This is a genomic window from Brevundimonas sp. S1H14, assembly GCF_047716865.1.
Classification (GTDB): domain Bacteria; phylum Pseudomonadota; class Alphaproteobacteria; order Caulobacterales; family Caulobacteraceae; genus Brevundimonas; species Brevundimonas naejangsanensis.
In genome coordinates, this window is the sequence record NZ_CP136679.1 from 1,316,736 (window position 1) to 1,342,785 (window position 26,050).

The window sequence follows — 26,050 nt, forward strand, 5'->3', positions numbered from 1 at the left end:
CAAGGCATGCAATAAAGAAAAGGCCCGGAGCGATCCGGGCCTTTTTTTGTTTCAGGGCGCAGGCGGCGCGGGCTCGACCGTCTGCGGCGGCGGGGCGCCCCGCTCTCGACCGCCGGGCAGGGCGTGGGGCGTATGTGAGTTTGCGCCCTTGCCGCCCTGACGCAGATGTTTGGCTTCTTCCTCCGCGCCGATCGCCAGGAAGGCCGGGGCCGAGGCGTTGAACTGTTCCGTATGGCCGGTGCGCACGATCACCGAACGGCCGCCGTCCCAGATCATGTGTAGCGCGACGTACAGCACGATCGCCAGGCCGACGTAGGCGATCCAGCGATAACGGTTCAGCAGCTTGGCGATGAAGGTGGCCGCCAGACCCATCAGGGCGATCGACAGGATCAGGCCGAACACCATGATCCACGGGTGATCATGGCTGGCGCCCGCCACGGCCAGCACATTGTCCAGCGACATGGTCAGGTCAGCGATCATGATCTGGATCAGGGCGGCGCCGAAGGTTTTGCGCTTGAGACCCATCTCTTCGGGCGAGGGGCCGCCGCCATGCTCGATGGCCATGGCGCGCTCGATCTCGGCCTCGGCTTCGGCCTGATCGTGGGTGGCCTGTTCGCGCAGCTCGCGCCACATCTTCCAGCAGACCCACAGCAGCAGGAAGCCGCCTGCCAGCAACAGGCCGACGATGGCCAACAGCTGGACGGTGATCAGCGCCAGACCGATGCGCATGACGACGGCGGCGGCCAGGCCGACCAGGATGGCCTTGCGGCGCTGTTCCTGCGGCAGGGCGGCGGCGGCCAGGCCGACGGCGACAGCGTTGTCGCCGGCCAGCACCAGGTCGATCATCAGCACCTTGCCGAGGGCGGAGGCCTGACTGATCAGTTCGGGATTGGAGAGGAAGTCCATGCCGCACTCATAAAGCCCGACGGGACCCGCGCCAAGACGCCGCAGGGGCGAAGTGGCGCGGGGGGGTGTCCCTAGCTTGCGCGCCCCTGAGCCCGCGCGGCTTCATAAAGAGCGATGGCCGCGGCGTTGGAGACGTTCAGGCTCTCGAAACCGCCGGGCATGGGGATGCGGGCCATCGCTTCGCAGTGCTCGGCCACCAGGCGGCGCACGCCGTCGCCTTCCGAGCCCATGACGATGACGGTCGGACGGGGGTCCAGCGCCTGTTCCAGCGTCAGGTCCGAGCCGCCGTCCATGCCGATGGCGCGCCAGCCGTGGTCGGCCAGTTTTTCCAACGCGCGGCTGAGATTCGTCACGCGGGCGCAGGGCAGGCGCTCGGTCGCGCCGGCCGAGGCCTTGGCCAGGGCGCCGGCGAGGGCGGGGGAGTGGCGATCCTGCACGACGATGCCGCGCGCGCCGAAGGCCAGGGCCGAGCGGAAGATGGCGCCGACATTCTGGGGGTCGGTCAGTTGATCCAGCATGACGATGACGCCCTCAGCCGGTTCGGCCAGGTCTTCCAGATCGACGCCCTCCAGCGGCTGGACCTTGAAGGCCATGCCCTGGTGCACGGCCCCGGCGGGCAGCATCCGGCCAAGGGCGACCGAATCGACCACTTCGATTCGGTGGCCGTTCGCCAGATTCTCGCGCTGAATCTCCTCGGCGCGGTCTTCCGTGACCATCAGACGGCCCGTTCCCCGACGCGCCGGATTCGCCAAAGCGGCCAGAACCGGGTGGCGTCCCCAAAGAAAATTATCGGCGTCCGGGCGCGATCGGGCGGGCCTGCGCTCGTTTTCGCCGGAGCTGCGTCCTTGCGGCGCGGGGGTTTGAGCCCGATTTGGGCGTGTTTCGTCTCTCTTGTGGAAAGATTGTTTTTTACCGGTTTTCCGGTCGTTGCGTTCTCGAAATGACGACACTATAAGACGGCCTCCGATTTGGGCCCCAGGGCTTTCGGTTCAGGCGCTTCCTCTACTGCAGGCGTCGCCCGACAGCGAAGGCTTTCGTCGCGAAATGATCGAAAGATTGTTTCCGGCGTTTCCAGACCGGCATTGACATAAGGCGCGCTGGGGGAATGTCCCGAGCGGCAAAGGGGGCGGACTGTAAATCCGCTGCGTAAGCTTCGCAGGTTCGAGTCCTGCTTCCCCCACCACGCGCCTTCAATGCCCGCCGGGCCGGGAGTCCAGAAAGGAATCGGGTGCGGAAACGTCGCTCTTCAAACGAAGGGCGGTGCAGCCGCATTCTTCGCGCGGGTATAGCACAATGGTAGTGCAGCAGCCTTCCAAGCTGAATATGCGGGTTCGATTCCCGCTACCCGCTCCAGGTTTTATGAACTGAGCACAGCGCCCCTCCGTTCCGGACCCGGGCCACAGGAGTTTGGCCATGGCCAAGGAAAAGTTCGAACGCACCAAGCCGCACGTGAACATCGGCACGATCGGCCACGTTGACCACGGCAAGACGACGCTGACGGCGGCGATCTCGATGACGCTGGCGAAGGCCGGCGGCAGCAAGGCGATGAACTACGCCGACATCGACAACGCGCCGGAAGAAAAAGCGCGCGGCATCACGATCAACACGTCGCACGTGGAATATGAGACGGCCAACCGTCACTACGCGCACGTGGACTGCCCGGGCCACGCCGACTACGTGAAGAACATGATCACGGGCGCCGCCCAGATGGACGGCGCGATCCTGGTGTGCTCGGCCGCTGACGGCCCGATGCCGCAGACCCGCGAGCACATCCTGCTGTCGCGTCAGGTCGGCGTTCCGGCTCTGGTCGTGTTCCTGAACAAGGTCGACATGGTCGACGACGAGGAACTGCTGGAGCTGGTCGAAATGGAAGTGCGCGAGCTGCTCAGCTCGTACCAGTTCCCGGGCGACGACATCCCGGTCGTGAAGGGCTCGGCCCTGGCCGCCGTCGAAGACCGCGATCCGCAGATCGGCGAAGAGCGCATCCTGGAGCTGATGGCGGCGGTCGACAGCTACATCCCGCAACCGGAACGCCCGATCGACATGCCGTTCCTGATGCCGGTCGAAGACGTGTTCTCGATCTCGGGCCGCGGCACCGTGGTGACGGGTCGCGTCGAGCGCGGCATCGTCAAGGTCGGTGAAGAAGTCGAAATCGTCGGCATCCGTCCGGTTCAGAAGACGACCTGCACGGGCGTCGAAATGTTCCGCAAGCTGCTGGACCAGGGCCAGGCGGGCGACAACGTGGGCGTGCTGCTGCGCGGCACCAAGCGTGAAGACGTCGAGCGCGGCCAGGTGCTGTGCAAGCCGGGTTCGATCACCCCGCACACCAAGTTCGTGGCTGAAGCCTACATCCTGAACAAGGAAGAAGGCGGCCGTCACACGCCGTTCTTCACGAACTACCGCCCGCAGTTCTACTTCCGCACGACGGACGTGACCGGCATCGTGCGCCTGAAGGAAGGCGTGGAAATGATCATGCCGGGCGACAACGCCGAGCTGGACGTCGAGCTGATCACGCCGATCGCGATGGAAGAGAAGCTGCGCTTCGCCATCCGCGAAGGCGGCCGCACCGTCGGCGCCGGCGTCGTGGCCAAGATCGTCGAGTAATATCGACGTCAGAATGAGCGAGGGCCTCGGCCCTCGCTGGTTCGCCAGTAACGAGTAAGCGTAAGCGTACCGGCCTCAAGCAGCCCGCAAGGGCGTTAGGCCGCAGTAATGGCCTGAAGCAGCCCGAAAGGGCGTTAGGCCAAGAGTAAAGCGTAACAGAGCGGCCCCCGGAGCGATCCGGGGGCCGTTTTGCATGGTGGACAGGCGCTTTGCGCTGGATCAAAGCGTAAACCTAGACCTTGGTCGGGTGTTACGATTAAGCATTTGGCAGCGATGGCGGGCGCATGTGGCGGTCTGAAAGGACCCCCTAGCTAATGTCTGACGTCGATTGGCCCCGCCGGGCGGGGCTCTCTGCCGCACTGGACGAGGCCGCCATTGTGGCGATCACCGACCGCGCCGGCCGCATCCTGTATTGCAACGACAAGTTCGAGGCGGTCAGCGGCTATTCGCGCGAGGAACTGATCGGCCAGACGCACAGGGTAGTGAACTCCGGCGCCCACACGCGCGACTATTTCCGCGATCTGTACCGCACCATTGCGAGCGGTCAGGTATGGCGCGGCACCATTGAGAACCGCACCAAGGCTGGCGCGCCCTACTGGGTGGACACCACCATTGTGCCGAATCTCGGGTCTGATGGGCGGCCGGAAACCTATACGGCCATTCGCTTCGAGGTCTCGGATCACGTGCGGGCGTTGAAGGCGCTGGAGGTTGCGCAGGCGGAAGCGCGCCAGGCCGCCGAGGCGCGGGATCGCTTCTTTGCGAACATCAGCCATGAGGTCCGCACCCCGTTGAACGCCGTGCTGGGGCTGGCGTCGGCCCTAACGCACACGACCTTGACTCCGCGCCAGAACGAGATGCTGAACCTGATCACGGGGGCGGGGGATGCGTTGCGCCGGGTGCTGGATGACATGCTGGACCTGTCGAAAATGCAGGCAGGCCAGTTCACCCTGGCGCCCGCGCCGTTCGACCTGAGAGCCGACATCGGGGCGGTCGTGGAGATGCGCCGCGCGGGGGCGGAGGCCAAGGGGCTGACGCTGGCGGCGACCTTCAGCGATGCGGCGAACGGCATGGTGGTCGGCGATGGCGTAAGGATCGCGCAGATCGTCTCCAATCTGGTCTCCAATGCGGTGAAGTTCACGGCTCAGGGCCATGTGGCGGTTCGCGTCGATGTGGCCGGCGATACGCAGGCTGAACGCCTGCTGATCGAGGTGGAGGATGAGGGGATCGGTTTCGACGAACAGGCGGCGCAGCGCCTGTTCCAGCCTTTCGTTCAGGCCGACGACGCCATCTCGCGCCAATTCGGCGGGACCGGACTGGGGCTGTCGATCTGTCGCCTGTTGGCGGAGTTGATGGGCGGAACGATTTCGGCGGAATCGGCCTTGGGACGCGGCAGTGTATTCCGCGTGGCCATACCCATCGAGCGGCAGGCGCCTAATAGCGACGAGGCTTCGGCGGAGACGGCGGAACAGCCGGAACCGGCGGGACGCCTGCGCGTGCTGGCGGTGGAGGACAATCCGGCCAATCAGATGGTGGTGCGCTGTCTGCTGGAGCCGCTGGGCTTTGAGATCGTCACCGCAGACAATGGCGCCGAGGGCGTCGAGCGCTTCATGCTTGAACCTTTCGACATGGTTCTGATGGACATGCAGATGCCGGTCATGGACGGACTGGAAGCCATGCGGCGGATTCGGGCGGCCGAGGCGCGCTCAGGGCGACGCCGGACGCCGATCGTCATGCTGACCGCCAACACGACCGAGGCGCACCATGTAAAGGCCATGCAGGCTGGGGCGGACCATCTGACAGCCAAGCCGGTGACGTTGCAGATTCTGTTGAACGGGATGGAGCGGGGCGCCGCAGCAGCCGACGCGTGGTCGGAAGTCAAGATTCCGACGGCGGCCTGATGCGGGGCGGCAGCGACGGGCCGCCGCATAGCCGACAAGAAAGCTGGCGCAGACCGAGGTTCATCTTTACTATAGGCCGCGCGGACGCCGTTAGTCGCGCCGCGTCAGGGCTTCTCCCTTTTCGATGTTGACCATCGCTATCGTCGTCGTGCTGCTGCTTGTGGTGCTGAACGGCCTTTTCGCCATGACCGAACTTGCGGTCGTGTCTTCCCGAAAATCCAAGCTGCAGAGCCGCGCCGAAAGAGGCGACCGCGGCGCCCGAGCCGCGTTGAAGCTGGCCGAAGAGCCGACGCAGTTCCTGTCGGCCGTCCAGGTGGGCATCACCCTGATCGGTATTCTGGCGGGCGCCTATGGTCAGGCGGCTATCGCCGGCCAGCTGGATGAGATTCTCAAGGCGAACCTGCCCGCCCTGGCGCCTTATTCGCAGATCATCGCCACCGCCGTGGTGGTGGTGCTGATCACCTATGTCTCGCTGATCGTCGGCGAGCTGGTGCCCAAGCGGCTGGCGCTGATCTTCCCTGAGACCATCGCCTCCAAGATGGCCGGTCCGATTTCGACCCTGGCCCTGGTGATGAAGCCGTTCGTGCTGCTGCTGACGGCCTCGACTTCGGGCATCCTGAAGCTGCTGGGCGTCAAGGACCGCGATGGTTCGGACGTCACCCAGGAAGAGGTGGAAAGCATTCTGGCCGAGGGCACGTCTGCGGGGCTGATCGAGCCGGAAGAGCAGGAGATGATCGAAGAGATCCTGCGTCTGGGCGACCGGGCGGTGCGCGTGGCCATGACGCCGCGCCACGAGGTCTACTGGATCGCGCTGGACGATTCCGAAGAGACGCTGCGCGAGGAAATCCGCACCTGCCCCTATTCGCGTATCGTGGTGGCGCGGGACAACGATATCGATAATCCGCTGGGCGTGGTCCACAAGAAAGACCTGCTGGACAGCCTGCTCACCAATGGCGAGTTCAACGTCGAGACGCTGGTGGCCGAACCGGCCTTCATCCCGCAGTCGACCTCGGTGCTGAAGGCGCTGGAGATCCTGAAGGGATCGAAGGTGCACATGGCCTTCGTCGTTGACGAATACGGCGCCTTTGAAGGCGTGGTCACGGCCACGGACCTGCTGGAGATGATCGCCGGCGACTTCAACGAAAGCCACGACGAGACCGAAACCGCCGTGCGAAAGCGCAACGACGGCACCTGGGCGGTCGACGGTCAGATTGATCTGGACGAACTGGGTGAAATCCTGGGCGAAGACTTCGGCGAGCACGAAGGCTTCCACACTGTGGCGGGCCTGGTGCTGCACCATCTGTCGCGCGTGCCGAACGAGGGGGACATCCTGCAACTGGGCCGTTTCGAGGTCGAGGTCATCGACATGGATGACCGCCGCATCGACAAGCTGCTGTTCCGGCCGGTGATCCACACGCACGCAGACGACGCCGCCTGATATCAGGCGGCGTCGCGGACGGCTTCGGTTGTCAGCGGTTGTCAGGCCGTGGGAAGCGGCTGGGCCAGGGTGACGCGATAGGCGCGCATGTCCCCGCCCGGCTGGGCCAAGGAGACGTATTCACCGACGACGAACTGTTCGTCTTCCAGGCGGAAACCTTCGGCGTCCGCATCTTCGCCTGGAAGGTCGAGAATCCACCGGCCGTCTTCTGCGCGGGTCAGTTGGCCGATAGCCAGCGTCTGCGTGCCCTTGAAGCGGCGGACACGGGTGTTTTCTGGCGCGATGGCGATGGCGGCTGTGTCGAGCCGGGCGTTCTGGTCCAGCGTCAAGACCAGGTCGTAGCCGTCCCCCGCGTCTCCGTGCGGATGTTCGGGCGCGCGCGCGAGCTCAAGGCGGATGTGATGCAGGGTCATGAGGCTCAGCCCTCTTCGGGCTTGGCCAGACTACTGGCGATGCAGCCGTAGGCCATGCCGACGATGAAGGTCATGAAGAAGGCGCTGATGGCGACGACGGGGGCGATGATGTCTGCGGGCATGGTTGATCTCCTCTGCCGACAGAAGAGCCGCTAATCGCCCGCGTCGCCTTGATGGAGATCAAAGATATGGTGGTCAGGCGGCGGCTTGCCGGGGCCTTGCACTGATCTGGATGCTGCCTCGGCGCCTATGCCCGAAACGGTCAGGGCGGCGTCGCACAGAGCCAGGGGCGCCGGGCGGTGGCTGACGACGATCAGGCCCTGACCGCTGTGATGCAGACGGGCGGAGAGCCGTTCAAGCACCTGTGCTTCGGTGGCGGCGTCCAGACCCTCGGTGGGTTCGTCCAGCACCAGCCAGGGCGCCGGGCGCAGATAGGCGCGGGCGAGCCCCAGACGGCGTCGCTCGCCGCCCGACAGGCGGGCGCCGTTCTCGCCTACGGAGGCGTCCAGCCCGCCGGGCGCGGCGCGGATGCGGTCGGCCAGGGCGGCGTCTTCCAGCGCGGCCCACAGATCGTCGTCCGACGCTGACGGGGCGGCCAGGCGCAGGTTTTCGCGCACGCTGCCGGTCAGAAGCACGGCCTGCTGTGGGGCGTAGGCGAACAGGGGGCGCAGGCCCTCGGCGCCGAGGGCGGCGGCGTCGGCGTCTCCGTGCAGGATTTCGCCGGGGGAGGCGGGGCGCAGGCCCATCATGCGTTCAATCAGGGTCGTCTTGCCGGAGCCGGACGGGCCGGTGATCGCCAGACGTTGCGGCGGGGCGACCGTCAGATCGGCGCCGGACAGGCGCAGGCTCGGAGATGCAGCAGCGACCGGCGAGGCGGGCGCCTCCTCGTCCAGAAGTTCGCCCAGACGTTGGACCGCCGCCTTCACCGCGCCGTTCTGGCGCAGGGCGTTCAGCAGGGTTCCGGCGCTTTCGACCGTGGCGACAGCGGCCAGCATGGACAGGGCGGTCAGGGCAGGGGCGCCTGCGCCTGCCGCCAGAACCGCGCCCGCCACGCCAGCGGCCATGGCGAGGCTCTGGCTGGCCATGATCAGGCCGCCAGCGCGCGCCAGTCGTTCGGCGGCGTCTTCGACAGCGTCGCCATGTTCGGCCAGACGGTCGGCGGCCCAGGCCTTCATGCCATAGGCCTGAAGCTCGGGCGCGGCGGCGGCCAGGGCGGCGAACTCGGTCTTCAGGCCGCCGGACGCCTGCTGAAGGCGCTGACCGGCGGGTTCGGCGAAGCGGCGGCCGATCACGACGGCCAGGACGACGCCCAGAGCGGCCGCGCCTGCGACGACGAGCGCGGGGGCCCATCCGGCCAGGGCCGCCATGCCGATGCCTGCGACCAGACCGGCGCCCGCGCCCCAGGGCGTCGAGAGGCGCACGAAACGATCCTGAATCGCGTCCACGTCCTGAACCAGTCGCGCGGAGGCCTCGCCGCCTGCCAGAGAAAGAGCCCTGGTCGTGGGCGCGCGGGCCAGGCCGAGGAACAGTTGCGGACGCAGGGCGGCCAGCGCCTTCAAAGCCGCGTCGTGGCCTGTGACGCGTTCGCCATAGCGCGAGGCGGTGCGCACGATGGCGAAGAAGCGGATCATGGCGCTGGGCACCATGTAGTTGAAGACGTGGGCCACGGCGGGGCCGGCGGCCCCGGCCAGGGCGGCGGCGGTAATGAACCAGCCTGACAGGCCCAGCAGCAGCACGGCGCCTGCGGACACCAGGGCGGCGGTGATGGAGGCGGCCAGCAGGCGCGGGCGCTGGGCTTTCTCCTGAGCGCGGATAAGAGCCTTCAGGCGGACGACGCCGGGCGAATCAGAACGGCTCACAGGCGCACCACCTTGTCGGCCAGGGCGGCGACGGCGTCGGAATGGGTTGCGATCATGACGGTGCGGCCGCGCGCGGCCTCGCGAATGACGGGCAGCAGGGCTGCTTCAGCCTCGGCGTCCAGATTTGCGGTGGGTTCGTCCAGAAGCAGCAGGGGCGCGGGCTTCAGGAAGGCGCGGGCCAGGCCCAGGCGGCGGCGCTCGCCGCCCGACAGGCCGCCGCCGCGTTCGTCGATTGGGCGGTCCAGCGCGCCGTTCAGGCCCGCCTTGCGCGCCGCCTGTTCCACGGCCTCGGGCGTCGCGCCGCGATGGGCCAGGGCGATGTTCTCGGCCAGGGTTCCGCGGATGACGACAGGGGCTTGCCCGGCCCAGGCGATCCAGTCGGTCAGGTCGCCCGCCTGCGACAGGCGCGTATCGCCGAGCATGACCTCTCCCGCGCTGAGAGGCGACAGGCCCAGGAAGAGGTGCAGCAGGCTGCTCTTGCCCGAGCCGCTGAGGCCGGTCAGGGCGACGATGGAGCCGGGGGCGACATCCAGAGTGAAGCCTTTGATCACAGACGCGCCGTCATAGGCGATGGCGACGTCGTGGAAGGCGATGGCGGGCGCCTGGCCGGGGCGGGGCGGGCGCGTGTTCCGCGCGGCTTCGACGCTCAGGCGACGCAGGCTGGGGACGGCGGACTCGGCGGCCTGACGGTCGTGGTAGGCGGCGGCGAGGCGGCGCATCGGCTGATAGACTTCCGGCGCCAGCGCCAGAACGAAGAAGGCGCGAGTCAGGCTGAGCTGTTCCGGAGCCGGAAAGGGCAGCAGCTTCAGAAGGTTGAAGCCGCAATAGACGGCGACCAGAGCCACGGCTAGGGCAGAGAAGAACTCCAGCACCGCCGAGGACAGGAAGGCGACCTTCAGCACCTTGCCGGTGCGGCGGGCCAGGTCGTCGGAGGCGCGGGCAATGACGCGGCTCTGCTGCGTCTCGGCCTGAAAGGCGAGAATGGCGGGCAGGGCGCGAACCCGGTCCAGGAACAGGCCCGACAGCCGTTCCAGCGCCTGGAACTGACGACGGCTTTCGGCGCCCGCCGCCATGCCGGTCAGGGCCATGCCGATGATGAACGGCAGGAGGGTGAAGATCAGTATGCCGGCGGTGAAGGGGCTGACCACGGCGGTCACGGCGATCAGAATCAGCGGCGAGGCGGCAGCCGCCGTGCGGGCGGGCGAAAAGCGCGCGACATGGCCGTCCAGCGCCTCGACCCCTTCGACGACGGCGGTCATGGCGGCGGCGTCGGACAGGCGGCCGGACAGGGCCTCCGTCAGGATGGAGCGGCGAATTCCGTTCTTGGCGGCGCGGGCCGCGCGAGTGTTCACCTTGACCGCCGTGTGGCTGAGCGCGCCGCGCGCCAGCAGGGAGACGGCCGCCAGACCCAGGCCCGGCAGGGCGCCGTCGATGCCTTGAGGCAGGGCGCCGACCGCCAGGGCCAGACCGGCTGCGAATCCGACCGCAGGCACGGTGTCGGCGATGACCAGCGCGCCGCCCAGGGTCATCAGCCGCCGCCAGGGCGCCAGAGCGGCCTTCAACCAGGCGGCGGGCTGCGTGTCGTCTAAGGCAGGGGCGTTGGGGGCGATCGGCTGGGCCGTCATCTTGTCTCCAGGGTCGATCAGCGGATCAGCCATGATCGCCGACGACGCGGGATTGGGCAAAAGGCCCATGGGACGAAAGGACCTTGGGCGAAACGCCGTCTAGTCCGAGTCGGCTCTGTCGGCTTTGATCAGGATCAAGGCGCGCCAAACTGCGTGGCTTTAGGTTAGAGTAGAACGCCGGTCGATGGGGGCTGGCGGTCAGGAGCCTGGAACGATGATCGACCTGGCGGTCGTAGACCTTTCACGCCTTCAGTTCGCACTGACGGCGCTATACCACTTTCTGTTTGTGCCCCTCACATTGGGCCTCTCCTTCATGCTGGTCATCATGGAGAGCATCTATGTGATGACCCGCCGGCCGATCTGGCGGACGATCACCCGTTTCTGGGGCACGATTTTCGGCATCAACTTCGTGCTGGGCGTCGCCACCGGCCTAACAATGGAATTCCAGTTCGGCATGAACTGGAGCTACTATTCCCACTACGTCGGGGACATCTTCGGGGCGCCGCTGGCGATCGAGGGCCTGATGGCCTTCTTCCTTGAGGCGACCTTCGTCGGCCTGATGTTCTTCGGCTGGGACAAGCTGAAGCCGCACGCCCACCTGTTCGTCACCTTCATGGTCGCCCTGGGCACCAACCTGTCGGCCCTGTGGATCCTGGTCGCCAACGGCTGGATGCAGAACCCCGTCGGCGCGGCCTTTAATCCCGACACCATGCGTATGGAAATCACCGACTTCATGGCGGTGATCTTCAACCCGGTGGCCCAGGCCAAGTTCGTGCACACCGTGTCGGCCGGTTACGTCTGCGCCGCCGTGGTCGTGCTGGGCATCTCGGCCTTCTATCTGCTGAAGGGCAAGCACAAGGGCTTCGCCAAGCGGTCGATGACCGTCGCCGCGGCCTTCGGCCTGCTGTCGTCGCTGTCGGTGGTCGTTCTGGGCGATGAGTCGGGCTATGCGCTGACCGACAATCAGAAGATGAAGCTGGCCGCCCTGGAAGCCATGTGGCGCACCGAAGAGGCGCCCGCCGGTCTGACCCTGTTCGGCCTGCCGAACCTTGAGGACCGTCACACCCACTTCGAGGTCAAGGTGCCCTATGTTCTGGGCCTGATCTCGACGCGCAGCATCGACAAGCCGGTCGAGGGCATCCTGGAATTGGTCGCCGTCGCCGAAGACCGCATCGAACGCGGCGTCGTCGCCTATGACGCGCTGGAGAAGGTCAAGGCCGATCCGACCGACATGGCCGCGCGCGGCCAGTTCGAGACGGTCCGCAACGACCTGGGCTACGGCCTGCTGCTGAAGCGTTATGTCGAGGATCCGCGCGCCGCGACGCCGGACCAGATCAAGCTGGCCGCCTGGTCGACGGTGCCGAACGTACCGCTGATGTTCTGGGTGTTCCGCTTCATGGCGGGCATCGGCTTCCTGATGATCGGCCTGTTCGGCACGGCCTTCGTGCTGTGCACCCTGCGCAAGCATGAGACCAAGTGGTTCCTGCGCCTGGCCGTCCTGGCCATCCCGCTGCCGTGGATCGCGATCGAGGCCGGTTGGCTTCTGGCCGAAGTGGGGCGTCAGCCCTGGGCCGTGGAAGGCGTTCTGCCGACCTTCCTGGGTGCGTCCAGCCTGACGGTGGCGCATCTGTGGACCACGATCATCTGCTTCACCCTGCTGTACGGCGCCCTCGCCGTCGTCGAGGTCGGCCTGATCCTGCGCGCGGTCAAGAAGGGGCCGTTCGCCGAGCAGGAAGCCCGCGAAGAAGACGCCCGCACGGAAGGCGAGCCCGCGGTCGCCTGACCCGGTCGTTGAAGGAAAAAAGAGAGATGGAACTCCCCCTCGACTACACCACCCTCCGCCTGATCTGGTGGGGATTGCTGGGCGTGCTGCTGATCGGCTTCGCCCTGACCGACGGGTTCGACATGGGCGTCGGCGCCCTGTTGCCCTTCGTCGCCAAGAAGGATGAAGAGCGTCGCATGGTGATCAACACCATCGGCGCGACCTGGGAAGGCAACCAGGTCTGGTTCATCGTCGGCGGAGCGGCGATCTTCGCCGCCTGGCCGCAGGTCTACGCCGTCAGTTTCTCGGGCTTCTACCTGGCGATGTTCCTGGTGCTGGCCGCGCTGATCCTGCGGCCGGTGTCGTTCAAGTATCGCTCCAAGCGGCCCGAGGCGCGCTGGCGCTCCATGTGGGACTGGGGCCTGTTCATCGGCAGCTTCGTTCCGGCTCTGGTGTTCGGCGTGGCGGTCGGCAACGTCCTGCTGGGCGCGCCCTTCCGCCTGACGAGCGACCTGCGCAGCTTCTATGAGGGCAGCCTGTTGGGTCTGTTCTCGCCCTTCACCCTGATCTGCGGCCTGTTGTCGGTGTCCATGCTGGTCCTGCACGGCGCGGCCTGGCTGTCGATCAAGGGCGAAGAAGGTCCGGTGCTGAAACGCGCTCGCGCCATCGGCACCGCCGCCGGTGCAGCCAGTCTGGTGCTGTTCGCCATCGGCGGAGCCATGGTCGCCTTCGGCGACATGGGCTTCCGCATCACCGGCGTGGTCGACACGGCGGGCGCCTCCAACCCCCTGCGCACGGCGGTGGAGGCGGCGCCGGGCGCCTGGATGGACAACTACGGCCGCTATCCGTGGATGCTCATCGCGCCCGTTCTGGGCTTTGCGGGCGCTGCGGTCGGTCTGCTGGGGATGTGGCGCAAGTCAGCGGCGCTGGCCTTCGGCGGATCGTCGGCTTCGGCGGTCGGGATCATCTCGACGGTCGGCCTGTCGATGTTCCCCTTCATCCTGCCCAGCTCGATCGACGCCCAGTCCAGCCTGACGGTGTGGAACGCCTCGTCCAGCCATACGACCCTGTTCATCATGCTGATCGTGGTCGCGGTCTTCCTGCCCTTCGTCCTGCTCTACACCTCCTGGGTCTATAAGGTGCTGTGGGGCCGCTCGACGATGGACGCGCTGAAGACCAACCCCGACCTCTACTGATCCCGCGAAAGGAGATCATCTCATGTGGTATTTCGCCTGGATCCTGGGCCTCGGCCTGGCGGTGGCCTTCGGCGTGCTGAACGGCCTGTGGCACGAGTTCCGGCTTTTCGACGAAGGGGACGAGGGACACTCGGAGCCCTGATCCCCGTCATTTGACGGTCTGAACTGAATCATCCCCTTCGGCGCTGGCCGGAGGGGATTTTTCTTGGACGAAACCGACGAAATATCCGCTGCTTGCGATGGATCAAGGCGAGACGGACGGGGTGGGCGCAGGGTGATCGGGACATCGAAGCCGGGCCCTCTTCCGACCCGGCGAATGTCGGGAATTGAACCGATGAAAACCGCCGCCGCCCTTATCGCTTCCGTCAGCCTGCTGGCTGTCGCGGGCGCAGCTTCCGCCCAGACGGCCGCACCCGAACCGGTGGGCAAGGGCTCGCTGATCGTCACCGCCCGAATGACCGGCGTCCTGCCCCAGGCCGACGACGCTATCGTCACCGCCGCCGGGGCCGACAGCGGCCTGAAGGTCGATGTGGGCGACGACTGGATGCCGACGCTGGGCTTCACCTATTTCGTCGCCGACCACTGGGCCGTCGAGGCCATTCTGGGCGCGACCCAGCATGAGGTCCGCGCCAAGGGGGCGGGAACGGATGTGGCCGTGCATGAGACCTGGGTGCTGCCGCCGGTGGTGACGCTGCAATACCGGCCGACCCCGAACGCGACGATCAGCCCCTATGTCGGTGCGGGCGTCAGCTACATGGCCTTCTTCAGCGGCAAGGACAAAAACGGCTTCGAGGTCGATCTCGACAACGGCTTTGGCGTCGCCTTGCAGGCCGGAGCCGACTGGAACATTTCCGGCCCGTGGACGCTAAATGTGGACGCCAAGAAGGTGTGGTTCGACACGGACGCCAAGATTAACGGCGGCGCGCTGAAGAGCAGCGTCAGTCTGGATCCCTGGGTCGTGTCGGTGGGCGTCGGCCGCAAGTTCTAGAGCCGATGCGGGGAGGGGCGCGGAACGTCAGGCCGCGCCCCCTTATCCCTTCAACGAAAATGGATCAGGCGGCGCCTTCGCCCAGAGCCTTCAGCGCGGCCGGATCGGGCAGGGCGACGTCGTTGCCCGGCAGAAGCTGGATCAAGCCCGAGGTCTTGAACTGGGTGAAGACCCGGCTGACGGTCTCGATCGTCAGGCCCAGGTAGTCGGCGATGTCCAGCCGGGTCATCGGCAGGTGGACCTGACCCTCCGGGCCGCCCAACTGCACCTGACGTTCAGCAAGGCGGGTCAGGAAGCTGGCCAGCCTCTCGCGCGCGGTCTTGCGGCCCAGCAGGACGATCTGTTCCTGAGCCGCCATCAGCTCGTCCCCGGCCAGAGCCACCAGGCGGTGCTCCAGCGCCGGCAGGGCGTTCAGAAGCTGATCGAAGTCGCTGCGCCGGAAGCGGCAGGCGTTCAGCGGCGTCAGCGCCTCGGCCGTGAAGCTGGAAGCCCCGCGTCCGCCAAGGCCCAGAAAGTCGCCCTGAAACAGGAAGCCGGTGATCTGGCGACGCCCGTCAGGCAGCAGGCGATACAGCTTCACCGCTCCGTCCACGACGTTGAAGATGAAGGGATTGGGATCGCCTTCATGGAACAGGGCCTGCCCCGGCTGGGCCGTGACGGTCTCGCTGGCGCAGGCCATGCTCTGGAGCTCATGACCCTTCAGGTCGGCGCAGACGCCCAGCGGACGGGCGCCGCAGCTGGCGCACGGATGCACGTCCTCCAGACGCACCTCTTCGATTTGGGTCTGGGCCGCAGCGGTGTTCACGAAGGTCGTCTCCCGGATGACGGGGCAGTCTAGGCCAAGCGTCGCCGATTTCGAATAGGTCAGCCTGTCCTAGCCGCCCTTTGGACGGCGCAGTCCGGCGTATGGGCCTCTTCGGCATAGCGCAGCCGGGCGCCCAGTTGGGCGGCGAGGGCTGTCAGCTCGACGGCCAGGCTCTGACGCACCAGCGGCCGCACGCCCATCTCGCGCACCACGAAGGGACCGGCCCACAGGGTCTCGCCGTACTCCAGGTCAGGCTGGCGCCACCAACTGACGAAGCCCAGAACGCCGCCGCGCTGATTGCGGGCGCTGAGGATGCCGCGGCTCTCCGGCGCGGCGCGCCAGGCCGACAGGAAGGCGTCCCACTGGGCGGGCTCCAGACTGGGGCGCCACAACCGCGCCAGGGCGAAGGCGGCCGGCGCCTCGGTTTTGCTGAGGGGGGACACCTCGAGACGAGGCGCGTCAGGCGCGAGGCGGGACTCTGTCATGGGACGATTGGAACCGAAGCGGCGTCCAGTCGCCTTGATCTGCGTCAAGGCCGGGATGAAGCTGTCGTCCCAGTCTGCTTTAGTCATCCTTCTGCTGTCGCCATCCTTTTGGAGAATCGCCATGAACTCGACCTCGCGCACGACCCCGATCCACGGCGGGGCGGTGGCCGCCATCCTGAAGCTGCTGGACAGCCAGAAGCTGATGACCCTGGCGGTGAACCGGGCGGATGGACGCCCGCAGGCGGCGACGCTGGGCTATCTGAACGACGGGCTGAACCTGTATTTCGTCACCGGCCGCGACAGCGAGAAGCTGAAGAACCTGACCGCCGATCCGCGCGTCGGCGTGGCGGTGCGCGGCGTGGGCGAAGAGGGCGAGGCGGTCGGCGTCTCCATCGACGGTCGCGCCGAAGAGGTGACGGACGGCGATGAGGTGAAGCGGTTGAATGATCTGATTATCGCCCGCTCGCCGGATTTCAGTCCGTGGGCGCCGGGCGGTGACGCGGTGGCCGTGGTCAAGGTGGTTCCGGAAACCATCAAGGCGGTGGCGGTCATCGGCGGCCGCAGCCGGGCCGAAGCCTTCTCGATCGGCGACCCCGACGACCTGGTCAAAGGCCTGAGCTATGAGCCGAGCGCCGTGGCGCGGTTGTTCTGAGGAAAATCCGCGACTTCATGCGTCTGCGGCGCAGATGGCCCTTGAAATGGCCGTGGGGCTCGGGCATACGCCCCCCTCTGGCGAGGGTCGCGCCGCTGGAACGATTTCCACGGCGCGCTGATCTTTGTCCGGGACACTAGGAGTGTAGCTCAGCTGGTAGAGCATCGGTCTCCAAAACCGAGGGCCGGGGGTTCGAGTCCCTCCACTCCTGCCATTCCCCCTGTTGTTATCGCCTGGGACTTCCCATGTGGAGCAGCAGGATCCAGAGGTTGAAGAGACGTCACATGGCCAAGGCGAAGACCCCCGGCGGCCGCCGCACCACGGGGACCAAGACCGCAGCAGCCGCGCAAGGCGCAGCGACCGTGGCCGTCGACGCGCCCGCGCCGAAGAAAAAGACGTCCATCCCCCAGTTCATCAGCGAAGTCCGCGCTGAGGCCCGCAAGATCACCTGGCCCAGCCGCAAGGAGACCTGGATCACTTCGGTGATGGTCTTCATCATGGTGCTGATCGCGGCAGCCTTCTTCTGGATCGTGGATACGGGCCTTGGCTTCGCGTCCCGCCTCATCCTCAGCCTTGGCCAATAAAGGAGACGCGCATATGACCGATGCAGCGCCCAAGCCGGCGGCCAATCCCCGCCACAAGTGGTACATCGTCCACGCCTATTCCAACTTCGAGAAGAAGGTCGCGGAACAACTGCGCGATCAGGCCAAGCAGCAGGGCCTTGAAGACGCCTTCTCCGAAATCCTGGTCCCGACCGAGGATGTCGTCGAGATCCGTCGCGGCAAGAAGGTCAACGCCGAGCGCAAATTCTTCCCCGGCTATGTGCTGGTGAAGATGGAGATGACCGACGAGGCCTATCACCTGGTCAAGAACACGCCGAAGGTCACGGGCTTCCTGGGCGCCGCGGGCGGCACCAAGCCGCTGCCGGTCTCGGAACGCGAAGTCCAGAACATCATCGGCCAGGTGGAAGAGGGCGTCGAGCGTCCGAAGCCCACCATCCGCTTCGATATCGGCGAGAACGTCAAGGTCACCGACGGTCCGTTTGCCAGCTTCGACGGTCAGGTCGAAAGCGTCGACGAAGAGAACGCCCGCCTGCGCGTGGCCGTCTCCATTTTCGGCCGCCCGACCCCGGTCGATCTGGAATACAATCAGGTGGAGAAGGTCAGCGCCTGATCGGCCTGACGTTTTCGACGAATATGCAGCGGCGGCCTTCGGGTCGCCGTTTTGCGTTTTTGCTGTCCCTCTCCCGGCGGGAGAGGGCTTGAGCTTCGGAGAGCCGAAGGCGATCCGCCAAGCGAAAGGGTGAGGGGCTAGTCCCCTCAGTCGGCGTAAGCCGTCGTGCCTACGACCAGCCACGGCCTTCGGCCGACTTCACCCGTGAACCCTCACCCTTTCGCCTTAGCCAATCGCTGCGCTCTTGGAGGCTCAAGCCCTCTCCCATCGGGAGAGGGTATTCAGGCGCTCCATTTGCTTTCCACCCCTGCGCCTGCTAAACGCGCGCCTTCGCTGGACGACCCTCGAGTCGCCCGGCGGCAAATCCGTGGGAGGCAGCCATGCCGGACCACGGCTCACCGGCCCGACGCATCGTCATCGGGTCATTCATAGGAGAGACCAATGGCCAAGAAGATTCTCGGCTATATCAAGCTGCAAGTGCCGGCCGCCTCGGCCACGCCTTCGCCCCCGATCGGCCCGGCTCTGGGTCAGCGCGGCGTGAACATCATGGGCTTCTGCAAGGAGTTCAACGCGCGGACCGAGAAGGAAGCCAAGGGCACCCCGCTTCCGACCGTCATCACCGTCTATCAGGACAAGTCGTTCACCTTCATCACCAAGACGCCGCCGGCGACTTGGTATCTGAAGCAGGCCGCTGGCATCAAGTCGGGCTCCAAGCTCGTCGGCCGCGAGTTCGCCGGCAAGATCACGCAGACGCAACTGCGCGAAATCGCCGAGAAGAAGATGAAGGACCTGAACGCGAACGACCTGGACGCCGCGTCGCGCATCATCGAGGGCTCGGCCCGCGCCATCGGCATTCAAGTGGTGGAGGGCTAAGACATGGCTAAGCTGACTAAAGCCCATAAGGCCCGTACGGGCGTCACCGAAGACCTGCTGGTCTTCTCGGACGCCATCAAGCTGGTGAAAGACAACGCCAAGGCCAAGTTCGACGAGTCGATCGAAATCTCGGTCAACCTGGGCGTCGACCCGCGTCACGCCGACCAACAGGTCCGCGGCGTGGTGAACCTGCCCTCGGGCACCGGCCGTGACGTCCGCGTCGCCGTCTTCGCCAAGGACGCCAAGGCTGATGAAGCCAAGGCGGCCGGCGCCGAGCACGTCGGCGCCGAAGACCTGTACGAGAAGATCGCCGGCGGCTTCATGGAGTTCGACCGCGTGATCGCGTCGCCGGACATGATGGCCCTGGTCGGTCGTCTGGGTAAGGTGCTGGGCCCGCGCGGCCTGATGCCGAACCCGAAGGTCGGCACCGTGACCCCGAACGTCGCTCAGGCCGTCAAGGACGCCAAGGGTGGCGCCGTCGAGTTCCGCGTCGAAAAGGCGGGCATCGTCCACGCCGGCATCGGCAAGGCCTCCTTCACCCAGGACGCCCTGGAAGCCAACGTCAAGGCCATCGTGGACGCCCTCGTCCGCGCCAAGCCGTCGGGCGCCAAGGGCACCTATGTGAAGCGCATCGCCCTGTCCTCGACGATGGGGCCCGGCTTCAAGGTCGACCCGGCTTCGCTGGGCGCCTGATCCGGCTTCACGGCTAAGAATGACGACGGCCCCGGAAGAGCGATCTTCCGGGGCCGTTTTCTTTGTTGATTACGCCTGCGGCGCCTCGCGCTGCTTAAGGCGTGTATTCGCTGGCTCGGTCAGTCGGCCTTGTCGCCGCTGAACATGGTGTTGCCGTTGGCGGTTGTGGCGGGGACGGCCTGTATGACGTCGAAATGCTCAACGATCTTGCCGTTCTCGACGCGGAAGATGTCGACGATTGCGCGACCGGGATCGTCGGGCGTCTCTTGCGAATGGACATGCAGGGCGACCAGATCGCCGTCTGCGATCACGCGGTGGATGGTGGCGCGCGATTGCGGGTTGTCGCGGAAGAAGCCTTCAAAGTAGGCGTAGAATGGCTCGGCGCCGTTAGGCACGAGGGGATTGTGCTGGATGTAACGGTCGCCGATGTAGAGCCGCGCCGCCTCGGTCGGGCGATGCTGGTTGAAGGCCAGATCATAGAAGGCGACGACGATCCGGGCGTTTTCGGCTTCAGTCGGGGTGCGCGCGGCGGACGTCTGTGCCGAAGCAGAGGGCGCCTCACCGGCGCTGGCCGGAGCGGCTGCGGCGTTGAAGGTGAGGGCGGCCAGTACGGCCAGCGCGAACGATTTCATCTGTGCGCCCTTCTCAGTAGCCGACGGTGAAGCGGGCGCGGGGGTAACGGGGCGTCTCGATCTCATCGACCATGGCGATGGCGTAGTCGGGGAAGGAAATGCGGCTGTCGCCCTGATCGTCCGTCAGCAGGGTGTTGTCGCCCAGTCGGAAGATCCCGGTGCGCTCTGACCCGTCAAACAGGGCCGACGGCGACAGGAAGGTCCAGTTCAGTTCCGGTTCGGCGCGCAGGGTTTCGAGGAAGCGCCCGCCCGCCTCGGCCTCGGCCCTGTAGGCGTCTGGAAAGCCGGGCGTGTTGATCAGGGCCTGTCCGGAGGCGACTTCCAGACTGCCTGCGCCGCCTACGACTAGATAACGCGGGACGCCCGCGTCCTTGACCGCCTTGATCAGGCGCTGCGGATCGCTGTCGACGAACATGATGGCGCTAACGACGGCGTCGGCGCCGCTCAGGGCAGGGACGAGGGTCTCTGGCTGGTTGACGTCTCCTGCGGCGGCGGTGACGCCAGCCGCCTCGGGAATGCGTTCAGGCCGTCGGGCGACGGCGGTCACGGCATGTCCACGTCGGGCCAGTTCCTTGACGATCTCCGAACCGGCGCGGCCGCTGGCCCCCAGAACAGTCACTTTCATCGGCTTGCTCTCTTTAAGTTACCAATGGGTACCAGGTGTGATAGGGGAAGCGACCATGCAAGAAGGCACTTTTTCCTCACCAGGTTCCCCGGCGGTGACCGACGCGCGCGAGGATGGTCGCGGCGACGTCTATGCCGTCGACTGTCCGACCCGCCTGCTGCTGGATCGGATCGCGGATAAATGGACAGTTCTGTTGCTGACGACGCTGGATGACGGCCCGATGCGCTTCAACGCGCTGAAGCGCCGGATAGAAGGCGTGTCCCAGAAGATGCTCAGCCAGACCCTGCGTCAGATTGAGCGCGACGGCCTTGTCACCCGCACGGTGGAGGCCAGCGTGCCTGTCTCGGTCACCTACGCCATCACGCCTCTGGGGCGGGAACTCGTGCAGTCTCTGCGCCCGATGATCGATTGGGCCGAGACGCGAATGGACCAAGTGGCGGCCGCTCGGTCAGCCTATGACAAGGGGCGGGGCGAAGCCTGATCTGACATATAGTCCCGCTGCGCCTTCATCATCTCGGTGATCAGGCGCTTTTCGCCCTCGTCGAGGTAGGGGTTCCAGACGTCAAAGATCAGGATGACCCGCATGGATTCGGCGTCATTCCAGGCTTCGTGCTCGATGGTGTCGTCGAACACCCATGCCGTGCCCATCTCCCATTCGCGAACTGTATTGCCTACGCGAAAGCGCGCCGGGCCCGGCAGGATCAGGGGCAGGTGGGTCAGCAGGCGCACATTGGACGAGCCCGTGTGCGGTGGAATGTGCGTCCTGGGCTGTAGGGCGGAGAATACAGCCGTAGGGGCGAAATCCTCCTGGTCCGCCATGGGCAGGCTTTCCAGAAGGGCGGCTGTTGCAGGCGCGCGGGCGCAGATGTCGTCCTGGCGTCGTCCGTCCTTCCACAGGAAGAGGGAGGTCCATTTGCGCGAATGATTCAACTCTCCCCATTGGTTCACCGGCGCTCCCTTCGGATAGGCGATGTAGGGGGAGAAGGCGTCAAAGTCGGTTTCAAGCAGGGCGGTCAACTCGGCCTGAATCACAGGCGTCGCCTCTTCCAGCGTCGACAACCAGGGAAACAGCGAACGATCATAGAAGGGAATGATGGGCAGGCGTGGATAGTTGAGCAGCAGCGGCTGATGTCGGGGCGGCTGCTTCAATCCGGCATAAATTTCGAGCCCTTCATCGAAACGCTCACGGTTGGCGTCACTGAGTTCGGGCTTTAGGGACGCCACGCGGTCCTTCATGAAATCGGCCAGATTTCTGGCGTGTTGTTCGACCAGGCGGTCAGCGTAATCCATTTGGGCGATGACGCCAGGCGGGCAGGAATCGCGCGGGGGGGCGATCTTCAGGGCATTGCGATAGATCTCGATCGCCGCCTTGGGCTGGTTGATCTTCTCCAGCATGGCCCCTTTCGCCAACAGGGCCATGAAGTCGTAGGGGCGCATCTCCAGCGCGTCATCTAGTACGCGCAACGAACCATGATAGTCGCCCAGCAGACGCAGGGCGACGGCGCGATTCAGAGTCGCATTGTGCGTCGGGCCGAATTGATCGGCCTGATCAAGCAATTCCAGTGCGGAGCGGGGGTCGCGACGAGCCAGGGCCTGGCCGGCGGCGACCAGTAGACGTTCTTGCGCTGCAGGGTAGGGCATGGCGATTTTGGCCGTTATTTGACCACATAAATGACACTTTTTCTCATGAGGCGCCACATGGGGGGCGTCAATAGTCGGGGAAGAAAACCTGAAATCCGCATACGGATGACTTGACGAAGCGGCTGTAAGCCGGGAGTTGGAGCCCGGCTTGATCCTCCACACGCAGGAGGCGGCTTTGCGGGAGATGATCATGCTCAACTGGTTTCAGGCGCTGCTGCCTAAGGAAGACAACTTCTTTCGGCTTTTCGACGCCCATGCTCTGAGCCTGGTTCACGGCGCGGGCGCGCTGCGCAAGATGATGGACGGCGGGCCGGAGACCGGCGAATGGTGCGCCAAGGTGGTCGCTCATGAAGAGGAAGCCGACGAGGTCGCGCGCGAGGTTCTGTTCGCCGTGCGCCGCAGCTTCATCACCCCGTTCGACCGCGCCGACATCCGGGGCCTGACCAACTCGCTGGACGACACCATCGACCAGATGCAGAAGGCGGCCAAGGTGGTCACGCTGTACGAGATGCGCGCCTTCTCGCCCAAGATGCAGGAACTGGCCGACATCGCCGTGCAGTGCGCGGCTCTGACGCAGGAAGCCTTCACCCTGCTGCCGGCCATGCGCAAGAACCACGAACGTCTGGTGGTCCTGACCGAGCGCATCACCGATCTGGAGGCGCGCAGCGACGATCTGTACGACGCCGGAATGAAGGCGCTGTATGAGGCGCACCGCCATGACGGCACGGGCGGCAACACTCTGGGCTTCATCATCGGCAGCCAACTGCTGGATCACCTGGAGAAGGTGATCGACCGGTTCGAGGATGTGGCCAACCGCATCAACGGCGTCCTGGTCGAGCACCTGTAGGACCATCATGGACCACGCCCTCCTGATCCTGATCTTCCTGATCGGCGTCGCCCTGCTGTTCGACTTTCTGAACGGCCTGCACGATGCGGCCAATTCCATCGCCACCATCGTCGCCACGCGCGTCCTGCCGCCGATCTATGCGGTGGGGTGGGCGGCCTTCTTCAACTTCATCGCCTTTCTGTTCTTCGGGCTGCACGTTGCGGATACGATCGGTCGAGGCATCATTTCGCCGGACATCATTTCGGATCAGGTGATCTTCGGCGCCCTGATGGGGGCCATCAGCTGGAACATCATCACCTGGTTGTTCGGAATTCCGTCGTCCAGTTCACACGCCCTGATCGGCGGCCTACTGGGGGCCGGGGTGGCCAAGGCGGGCGGCGGGGCCGTGGTCATCAGCGGCGTGCTGAAGACGGTCGGGGCCATCTTCATGTCTCCGGCGATCGGCTTCATGCTGGCGCTGCTGCTGGTGCTGATCGTGTCCTGGCTGTTCGCCAAGGCCAATCCGAACTTCGCCGACCGAGTCTTCCGTGGTTTGCAGTTCGTCTCCGCCTCGGCCTATTCCCTGGGGCACGGGGGCAACGACGCCCAGAAGACGATGGGGATCATCGCCATCCTGCTCTATTCGCGCGGCATGCTGGGCGGCGAGTTCCATGTGCCCTTCTGGGTGGTCATCACCTGTCAGGCGGCCATCGCCCTGGGCACCCTGTTCGGCGGGTGGAAGATCGTTCACACCATGGGGTCGCGGATCACGCGGCTCAGCCCCCAGCAGGGGTTCTGTGCTGAGACGGGCGGGGCGATCACCCTGTTCGCGGCGACCAGCATGGGCATTCCGGTGTCGACCACCCACACCATCACCGGCGCCATCGTCGGCGTGGGCGCGGCCAAGCGTGTCTCGGCCGTGCGCTGGAGCGTGGCGCGCAGCATCGTCACCGCCTGGTTCATCACCATGCCCGCCGCCGCCGCCATCGGCGCCCTGTTCTACGCCGTGGGCGGCCTGTTCCTGACCTGATGTCGAGCAAGCCCCGCACCCTGTCATCGGAAACGCGTCAGGTCGCGGCCTTGCCCTGGCGGCACGGCGCGGACGGCGTCGAGATCATGATGATCACCTCGCGCGAGACGCGGCGCTGGGTCATCCCCAAGGGCAACCGCATGGCCGGCAAGACCGACGCCGAAGCGGCCGTGATCGAGGCTTATGAGGAGGCGGGCGTTCAGGGCGACGTCATGGGCGCGCCCATCGGCTGGTTCCGCTATGGCAAGCGGCTGAAGTCGGGGCGGGTTCAGGCCACCATCGCCAGCGTCTATCCGCTGGAGGTCTTCATCCAGCTGGGCGCCTGGCCCGAGGACGCCCAGCGCGAACGCCGCTGGATGTCGGCTGAAGACGCCGCCGCGGCGGTGGACGAGGCGGAACTGTCGGAGCTGATCCTTCACTTCCAGCCAGGCGGCGGCGTGGCCGAATAGGCCGCTTTCGTGTCGGGCGCTGGAAGGCGCCGCCCAGCCGTTGATTTTCCCGCCGGGCCGTGTATAGAGCCCACATCTCGTCAGGGCCTCGGTTCTGACGATGCCTGTCCGAGAACTTCGGGATGCGGGGGTCGCCCGCGTCATAATCGTCCAGAGAGCCCTCTGGCACCGTGGGGAGATGGGGATGCAAAGAGCTTTCGTCCTGCCGGTATCCGGCGGGCGGGCCGCGCTTCCTTCGGACAATACGACCGGCCTGAACGCTGTGCAGCGATGCATGGCGCTTAAACCAAATCCGTCGTCGGGAATAAGCCCGGCGGCGAATGCCAAAACTGGAGACCACAATGGACCGCGCACAAAAAGCCGAGTCGATCGAACAGCTGAAGAGCGTGTTCGCCGACGCGGGCGCCGTGGTCGTGACCCACAACCTGGGTCTGACCGTTGTGGAGATGGAAGACCTGCGCCGTCGCCTTCGTAAGGAAGGCGGCGCGTTCAAGGTGGTGAAGAACCGTCTGGCGCTCAAGGCGCTGGGCGTCGAGGAAGGCAGCGAGTACCACGACCTGTTCAAGGGTCCCGTGGGCATCGCTTATGCAGCCGACCCGGTCACCGCCGCCAAGGTCACGGCCGAATTCGCCAAGGGGAACGACAAGTTCAACATCCTTGGTGGTTTCATGGGCGACAAGGTTCTGGACGCCAAGGGCGTCGAGGCTCTGTCCAAGCTGCCGTCGCTGGATCAACTGCGCGGCAAGCTCATCGGCCTGCTGCAAGCCCCGGCGACCAAGGTTGCTGGCGTCCTGCAGGCGCCTGCCGGCCAACTGGCCCGCGTCTTCAACGCGTACGCGACCAAAGACGCCGCCTAAGCCCCGTCATCTCTGCATATCTCTCTGAACCTCATCCTACCGAAGGAAGACTAACATGGCTGATCTCGCCAAAATCGTTGAAGAACTGTCGGCTCTGACCGTCCTGGAAGCCGCTGAACTGTCGAAGCTGCTGGAAGACAAGTGGGGCGTCTCGGCTGCTGCTCCGGTCGCCGTCGCTGCTGTCGCCGGTGGCGCTGCTCCGGCTGAAGCCGCTGAAGAGCAAACCGAGTTCACCGTTGTCCTGGTTGACGGCGGCGACAAGAAGATCAACGTCATCAAGGAAGTCCGCGGCGTCCGCACCGACCTGGGTCTGAAGGAAGCCAAGGATCTGGTTGAAGGCGCTCCGCAGCCGGTCGTCGAGAACGTCTCGAAGCAAGCCGCTGAAGAGCTGAAGAAGAAGCTGGAAGAAGCCGGCGCCAAGGTCGAAATCAAGTAAGATTTCGGATCTGGCCTCTGGTTCGCCAGAGACAGCTTTCAAAGCGAAGCGGGCCGGAGGGAAACCTCCGGCCCGTTTTCTTTTTGAAGCGCGATCTTCTCCCTCCCCTTCATGGGGAGGGTGGCTGAGGCCGTCAGGCCGAAGCCGGGTGGGGGCGGCGAGGCAAATCAAACGCTGAGATCAG

General features: G+C 65.7%; 28 protein-coding genes and 3 tRNA genes. 21 read left to right on the plus strand and 10 right to left on the minus strand.

The annotated features are described in order from the left end of the window. Positions 1 to 51 precede the first annotated feature (51 nt). Together RSD66_RS06475 and rlmB are read right to left on the minus strand one after the other, a co-directional pair. A complete protein-coding gene (locus RSD66_RS06475) occupies positions 52 to 906 on the minus strand; it encodes a TerC family protein (RefSeq protein WP_024353179.1) in 855 nt (284 codons plus the stop codon). A gap of 71 nt (positions 907 to 977) precedes the next feature. Continuing rightward, positions 978 to 1,856: a 23S rRNA (guanosine(2251)-2'-O)-methyltransferase RlmB gene (gene rlmB / locus RSD66_RS06480; RefSeq protein ID WP_346523654.1), complete on the minus strand. Its 879-nt coding sequence runs from the start codon at positions 1,854 to 1,856 to the stop codon at positions 978 to 980. A gap of 149 nt (positions 1,857 to 2,005) precedes the next feature. Between rlmB and RSD66_RS06485 the strand changes: the two genes are divergently transcribed. The 5 genes from RSD66_RS06485 to RSD66_RS06505 all read left to right on the plus strand — a co-directional run bounded on the left by RSD66_RS06485 (position 2,006) and on the right by RSD66_RS06505 (position 6,846). After that, positions 2,006 to 2,089 (plus strand) — tRNA-Tyr (locus RSD66_RS06485). Positions 2,090 to 2,185: 96 nt separating this feature from the next. Continuing rightward, positions 2,186 to 2,259 (plus strand) — tRNA-Gly (locus tag RSD66_RS06490). A 60-nt stretch (positions 2,260 to 2,319) separates the two neighbouring features. After that, positions 2,320 to 3,510 carry an elongation factor Tu gene (gene tuf, locus RSD66_RS06495; RefSeq protein WP_024353177.1) on the plus strand — a complete coding sequence of 397 codons (1,191 nt, stop codon included), beginning with the start codon at positions 2,320 to 2,322 and terminating at the stop codon, positions 3,508 to 3,510. 314 nt (positions 3,511 to 3,824) lie between these two features. After that, positions 3,825 to 5,408 carry an ATP-binding protein gene (locus RSD66_RS06500; RefSeq protein WP_415289396.1) on the plus strand — a complete coding sequence of 528 codons (1,584 nt, stop codon included), beginning with the start codon at positions 3,825 to 3,827 and terminating at the stop codon, positions 5,406 to 5,408. A 124-nt stretch (positions 5,409 to 5,532) separates the two neighbouring features. Further along, positions 5,533 to 6,846 carry a hemolysin family protein gene (locus RSD66_RS06505; protein ID WP_024355280.1) on the plus strand — a complete coding sequence of 438 codons (1,314 nt, stop codon included), beginning with the start codon at positions 5,533 to 5,535 and terminating at the stop codon, positions 6,844 to 6,846. A 41-nt stretch (positions 6,847 to 6,887) separates the two neighbouring features. Here the strand turns inward: RSD66_RS06505 and RSD66_RS06510 are convergent, their stop codons facing one another. The 3 genes from RSD66_RS06510 to cydD form a co-directional block, all read right to left on the minus strand. Then, positions 6,888 to 7,259, minus strand: a complete 372-nt coding sequence (locus tag RSD66_RS06510; protein ID WP_119413907.1) for a hypothetical protein — start codon at positions 7,257 to 7,259, stop codon at positions 6,888 to 6,890. A gap of 152 nt (positions 7,260 to 7,411) precedes the next feature. Then, positions 7,412 to 9,118, minus strand: a complete 1,707-nt coding sequence (locus RSD66_RS06515; protein WP_415289397.1) for an amino acid ABC transporter ATP-binding/permease protein — start codon at positions 9,116 to 9,118, stop codon at positions 7,412 to 7,414. Beyond that, complete coding sequence (gene cydD, locus RSD66_RS06520; RefSeq protein ID WP_415289398.1) at positions 9,115 to 10,776, minus strand: thiol reductant ABC exporter subunit CydD; 1,662 nt, start codon at positions 10,774 to 10,776, stop codon at positions 9,115 to 9,117. Before cydD ends, RSD66_RS06515 begins: the two co-directional genes overlap by 4 nt. A 184-nt stretch (positions 10,777 to 10,960) precedes the next feature. Between cydD and RSD66_RS06525 the strand changes: the two genes are divergently transcribed. The 4 genes from RSD66_RS06525 to RSD66_RS06540 all read left to right on the plus strand — a co-directional run bounded on the left by RSD66_RS06525 (position 10,961) and on the right by RSD66_RS06540 (position 14,689). Further along, the gene (locus RSD66_RS06525) at positions 10,961 to 12,526 is read left to right on the plus strand and encodes a cytochrome ubiquinol oxidase subunit I (protein WP_415289571.1); all 1,566 of its coding nucleotides are present in this window, start codon (positions 10,961 to 10,963) and stop codon (positions 12,524 to 12,526) included. A 26-nt stretch (positions 12,527 to 12,552) separates the two neighbouring features. After that, positions 12,553 to 13,701, plus strand: coding sequence for a cytochrome d ubiquinol oxidase subunit II (cydB, locus tag RSD66_RS06530; protein ID WP_415289399.1), 1,149 nt, complete (start codon positions 12,553 to 12,555; stop codon positions 13,699 to 13,701). A gap of 22 nt (positions 13,702 to 13,723) precedes the next feature. Then, the gene (gene cydX / locus RSD66_RS06535; protein ID WP_024355286.1) at positions 13,724 to 13,843 is read left to right on the plus strand and encodes a cytochrome bd-I oxidase subunit CydX; all 120 of its coding nucleotides are present in this window, start codon (positions 13,724 to 13,726) and stop codon (positions 13,841 to 13,843) included. A 192-nt stretch (positions 13,844 to 14,035) separates the two neighbouring features. Then, positions 14,036 to 14,689, plus strand: coding sequence for an OmpW/AlkL family protein (locus tag RSD66_RS06540; RefSeq protein ID WP_415289400.1), 654 nt, complete (start codon positions 14,036 to 14,038; stop codon positions 14,687 to 14,689). Between the two features lie 64 nt (positions 14,690 to 14,753). Here the strand turns inward: RSD66_RS06540 and RSD66_RS06545 are convergent, their stop codons facing one another. Then, on the minus strand, positions 14,754 to 15,494 hold the full coding sequence (locus RSD66_RS06545; RefSeq protein WP_415289401.1) for a Crp/Fnr family transcriptional regulator: 741 nt from the start codon (positions 15,492 to 15,494) through the stop codon (positions 14,754 to 14,756). Between the two features lie 59 nt (positions 15,495 to 15,553). Beyond that, on the minus strand, positions 15,554 to 16,066 hold the full coding sequence (locus RSD66_RS06550; protein WP_233552130.1) for a hypothetical protein: 513 nt from the start codon (positions 16,064 to 16,066) through the stop codon (positions 15,554 to 15,556). A gap of 34 nt (positions 16,067 to 16,100) precedes the next feature. Between RSD66_RS06550 and RSD66_RS06555 the strand changes: the two genes are divergently transcribed. From RSD66_RS06555 to rplA, 6 genes are all read left to right on the plus strand, one after another. Continuing rightward, on the plus strand, positions 16,101 to 16,631 hold the full coding sequence (locus RSD66_RS06555) for a pyridoxamine 5'-phosphate oxidase family protein (protein WP_346525521.1): 531 nt from the start codon (positions 16,101 to 16,103) through the stop codon (positions 16,629 to 16,631). A gap of 138 nt (positions 16,632 to 16,769) precedes the next feature. Beyond that, positions 16,770 to 16,845, plus strand: a tRNA-Trp gene (locus tag RSD66_RS06560). A gap of 70 nt (positions 16,846 to 16,915) precedes the next feature. Beyond that, the gene (secE, locus tag RSD66_RS06565; RefSeq protein ID WP_024355291.1) at positions 16,916 to 17,215 is read left to right on the plus strand and encodes a preprotein translocase subunit SecE; all 300 of its coding nucleotides are present in this window, start codon (positions 16,916 to 16,918) and stop codon (positions 17,213 to 17,215) included. A 13-nt stretch (positions 17,216 to 17,228) separates the two neighbouring features. Beyond that, on the plus strand, positions 17,229 to 17,804 hold the full coding sequence (gene nusG, locus RSD66_RS06570) for a transcription termination/antitermination protein NusG (RefSeq protein ID WP_003168512.1): 576 nt from the start codon (positions 17,229 to 17,231) through the stop codon (positions 17,802 to 17,804). A 441-nt stretch (positions 17,805 to 18,245) separates the two neighbouring features. Then, positions 18,246 to 18,677: a 50S ribosomal protein L11 gene (gene rplK / locus RSD66_RS06575; RefSeq protein ID WP_024355292.1), complete on the plus strand. Its 432-nt coding sequence runs from the start codon at positions 18,246 to 18,248 to the stop codon at positions 18,675 to 18,677. Between the two features lie 3 nt (positions 18,678 to 18,680). Continuing rightward, positions 18,681 to 19,370, plus strand: coding sequence for a 50S ribosomal protein L1 (gene rplA, locus RSD66_RS06580; protein ID WP_119413915.1), 690 nt, complete (start codon positions 18,681 to 18,683; stop codon positions 19,368 to 19,370). A gap of 119 nt (positions 19,371 to 19,489) precedes the next feature. Here the strand turns inward: rplA and RSD66_RS06585 are convergent, their stop codons facing one another. Next, positions 19,490 to 20,002 carry a nuclear transport factor 2 family protein gene (locus tag RSD66_RS06585; protein WP_415289402.1) on the minus strand — a complete coding sequence of 171 codons (513 nt, stop codon included), beginning with the start codon at positions 20,000 to 20,002 and terminating at the stop codon, positions 19,490 to 19,492. A 13-nt stretch (positions 20,003 to 20,015) separates the two neighbouring features. Continuing rightward, positions 20,016 to 20,627, minus strand: a complete 612-nt coding sequence (locus RSD66_RS06590; protein WP_415289403.1) for an NAD(P)-dependent oxidoreductase — start codon at positions 20,625 to 20,627, stop codon at positions 20,016 to 20,018. 94 nt (positions 20,628 to 20,721) lie between these two features. On the opposite strand from RSD66_RS06590, the gene RSD66_RS06595 reads away from it, so the two are divergent. Then, positions 20,722 to 21,108 (plus strand): helix-turn-helix domain-containing protein, encoded by a 387-nt coding sequence (locus tag RSD66_RS06595; RefSeq protein WP_346525527.1) that lies wholly within the window; start codon positions 20,722 to 20,724, stop codon positions 21,106 to 21,108. Here the strand turns inward: RSD66_RS06595 and RSD66_RS06600 are convergent. Continuing rightward, entirely contained in the window at positions 21,081 to 22,460 is a 1,380-nt protein-coding gene (locus tag RSD66_RS06600) for an aspartyl/asparaginyl beta-hydroxylase domain-containing protein (protein ID WP_415289404.1), read from the minus strand. The genes RSD66_RS06595 and RSD66_RS06600 overlap by 28 nt on opposite strands. On the opposite strand from RSD66_RS06600, the gene RSD66_RS06605 reads away from it, so the two are divergent. The 5 genes from RSD66_RS06605 to rplL all read left to right on the plus strand — a co-directional run bounded on the left by RSD66_RS06605 (position 22,459) and on the right by rplL (position 25,866). Then, a complete protein-coding gene (locus RSD66_RS06605; RefSeq protein ID WP_024355297.1) occupies positions 22,459 to 23,115 on the plus strand; it encodes a DUF47 domain-containing protein in 657 nt (218 codons plus the stop codon). The genes RSD66_RS06600 and RSD66_RS06605 overlap by 2 nt on opposite strands. A 7-nt stretch (positions 23,116 to 23,122) precedes the next feature. Next, a complete protein-coding gene (locus RSD66_RS06610; protein WP_415289405.1) occupies positions 23,123 to 24,124 on the plus strand; it encodes an inorganic phosphate transporter in 1,002 nt (333 codons plus the stop codon). After that, the gene (locus RSD66_RS06615; protein WP_119413921.1) at positions 24,124 to 24,573 is read left to right on the plus strand and encodes an NUDIX hydrolase; all 450 of its coding nucleotides are present in this window, start codon (positions 24,124 to 24,126) and stop codon (positions 24,571 to 24,573) included. Before RSD66_RS06610 ends, RSD66_RS06615 begins: the two co-directional genes overlap by 1 nt. A gap of 341 nt (positions 24,574 to 24,914) precedes the next feature. After that, entirely contained in the window at positions 24,915 to 25,430 is a 516-nt protein-coding gene (rplJ, locus tag RSD66_RS06620; RefSeq protein WP_024355300.1) for a 50S ribosomal protein L10, read from the plus strand. 55 nt (positions 25,431 to 25,485) lie between these two features. After that, complete coding sequence (rplL, locus tag RSD66_RS06625) at positions 25,486 to 25,866, plus strand: 50S ribosomal protein L7/L12 (RefSeq protein ID WP_003168523.1); 381 nt, start codon at positions 25,486 to 25,488, stop codon at positions 25,864 to 25,866. The last annotated feature ends 184 nt before the right edge of the window (positions 25,867 to 26,050 follow it).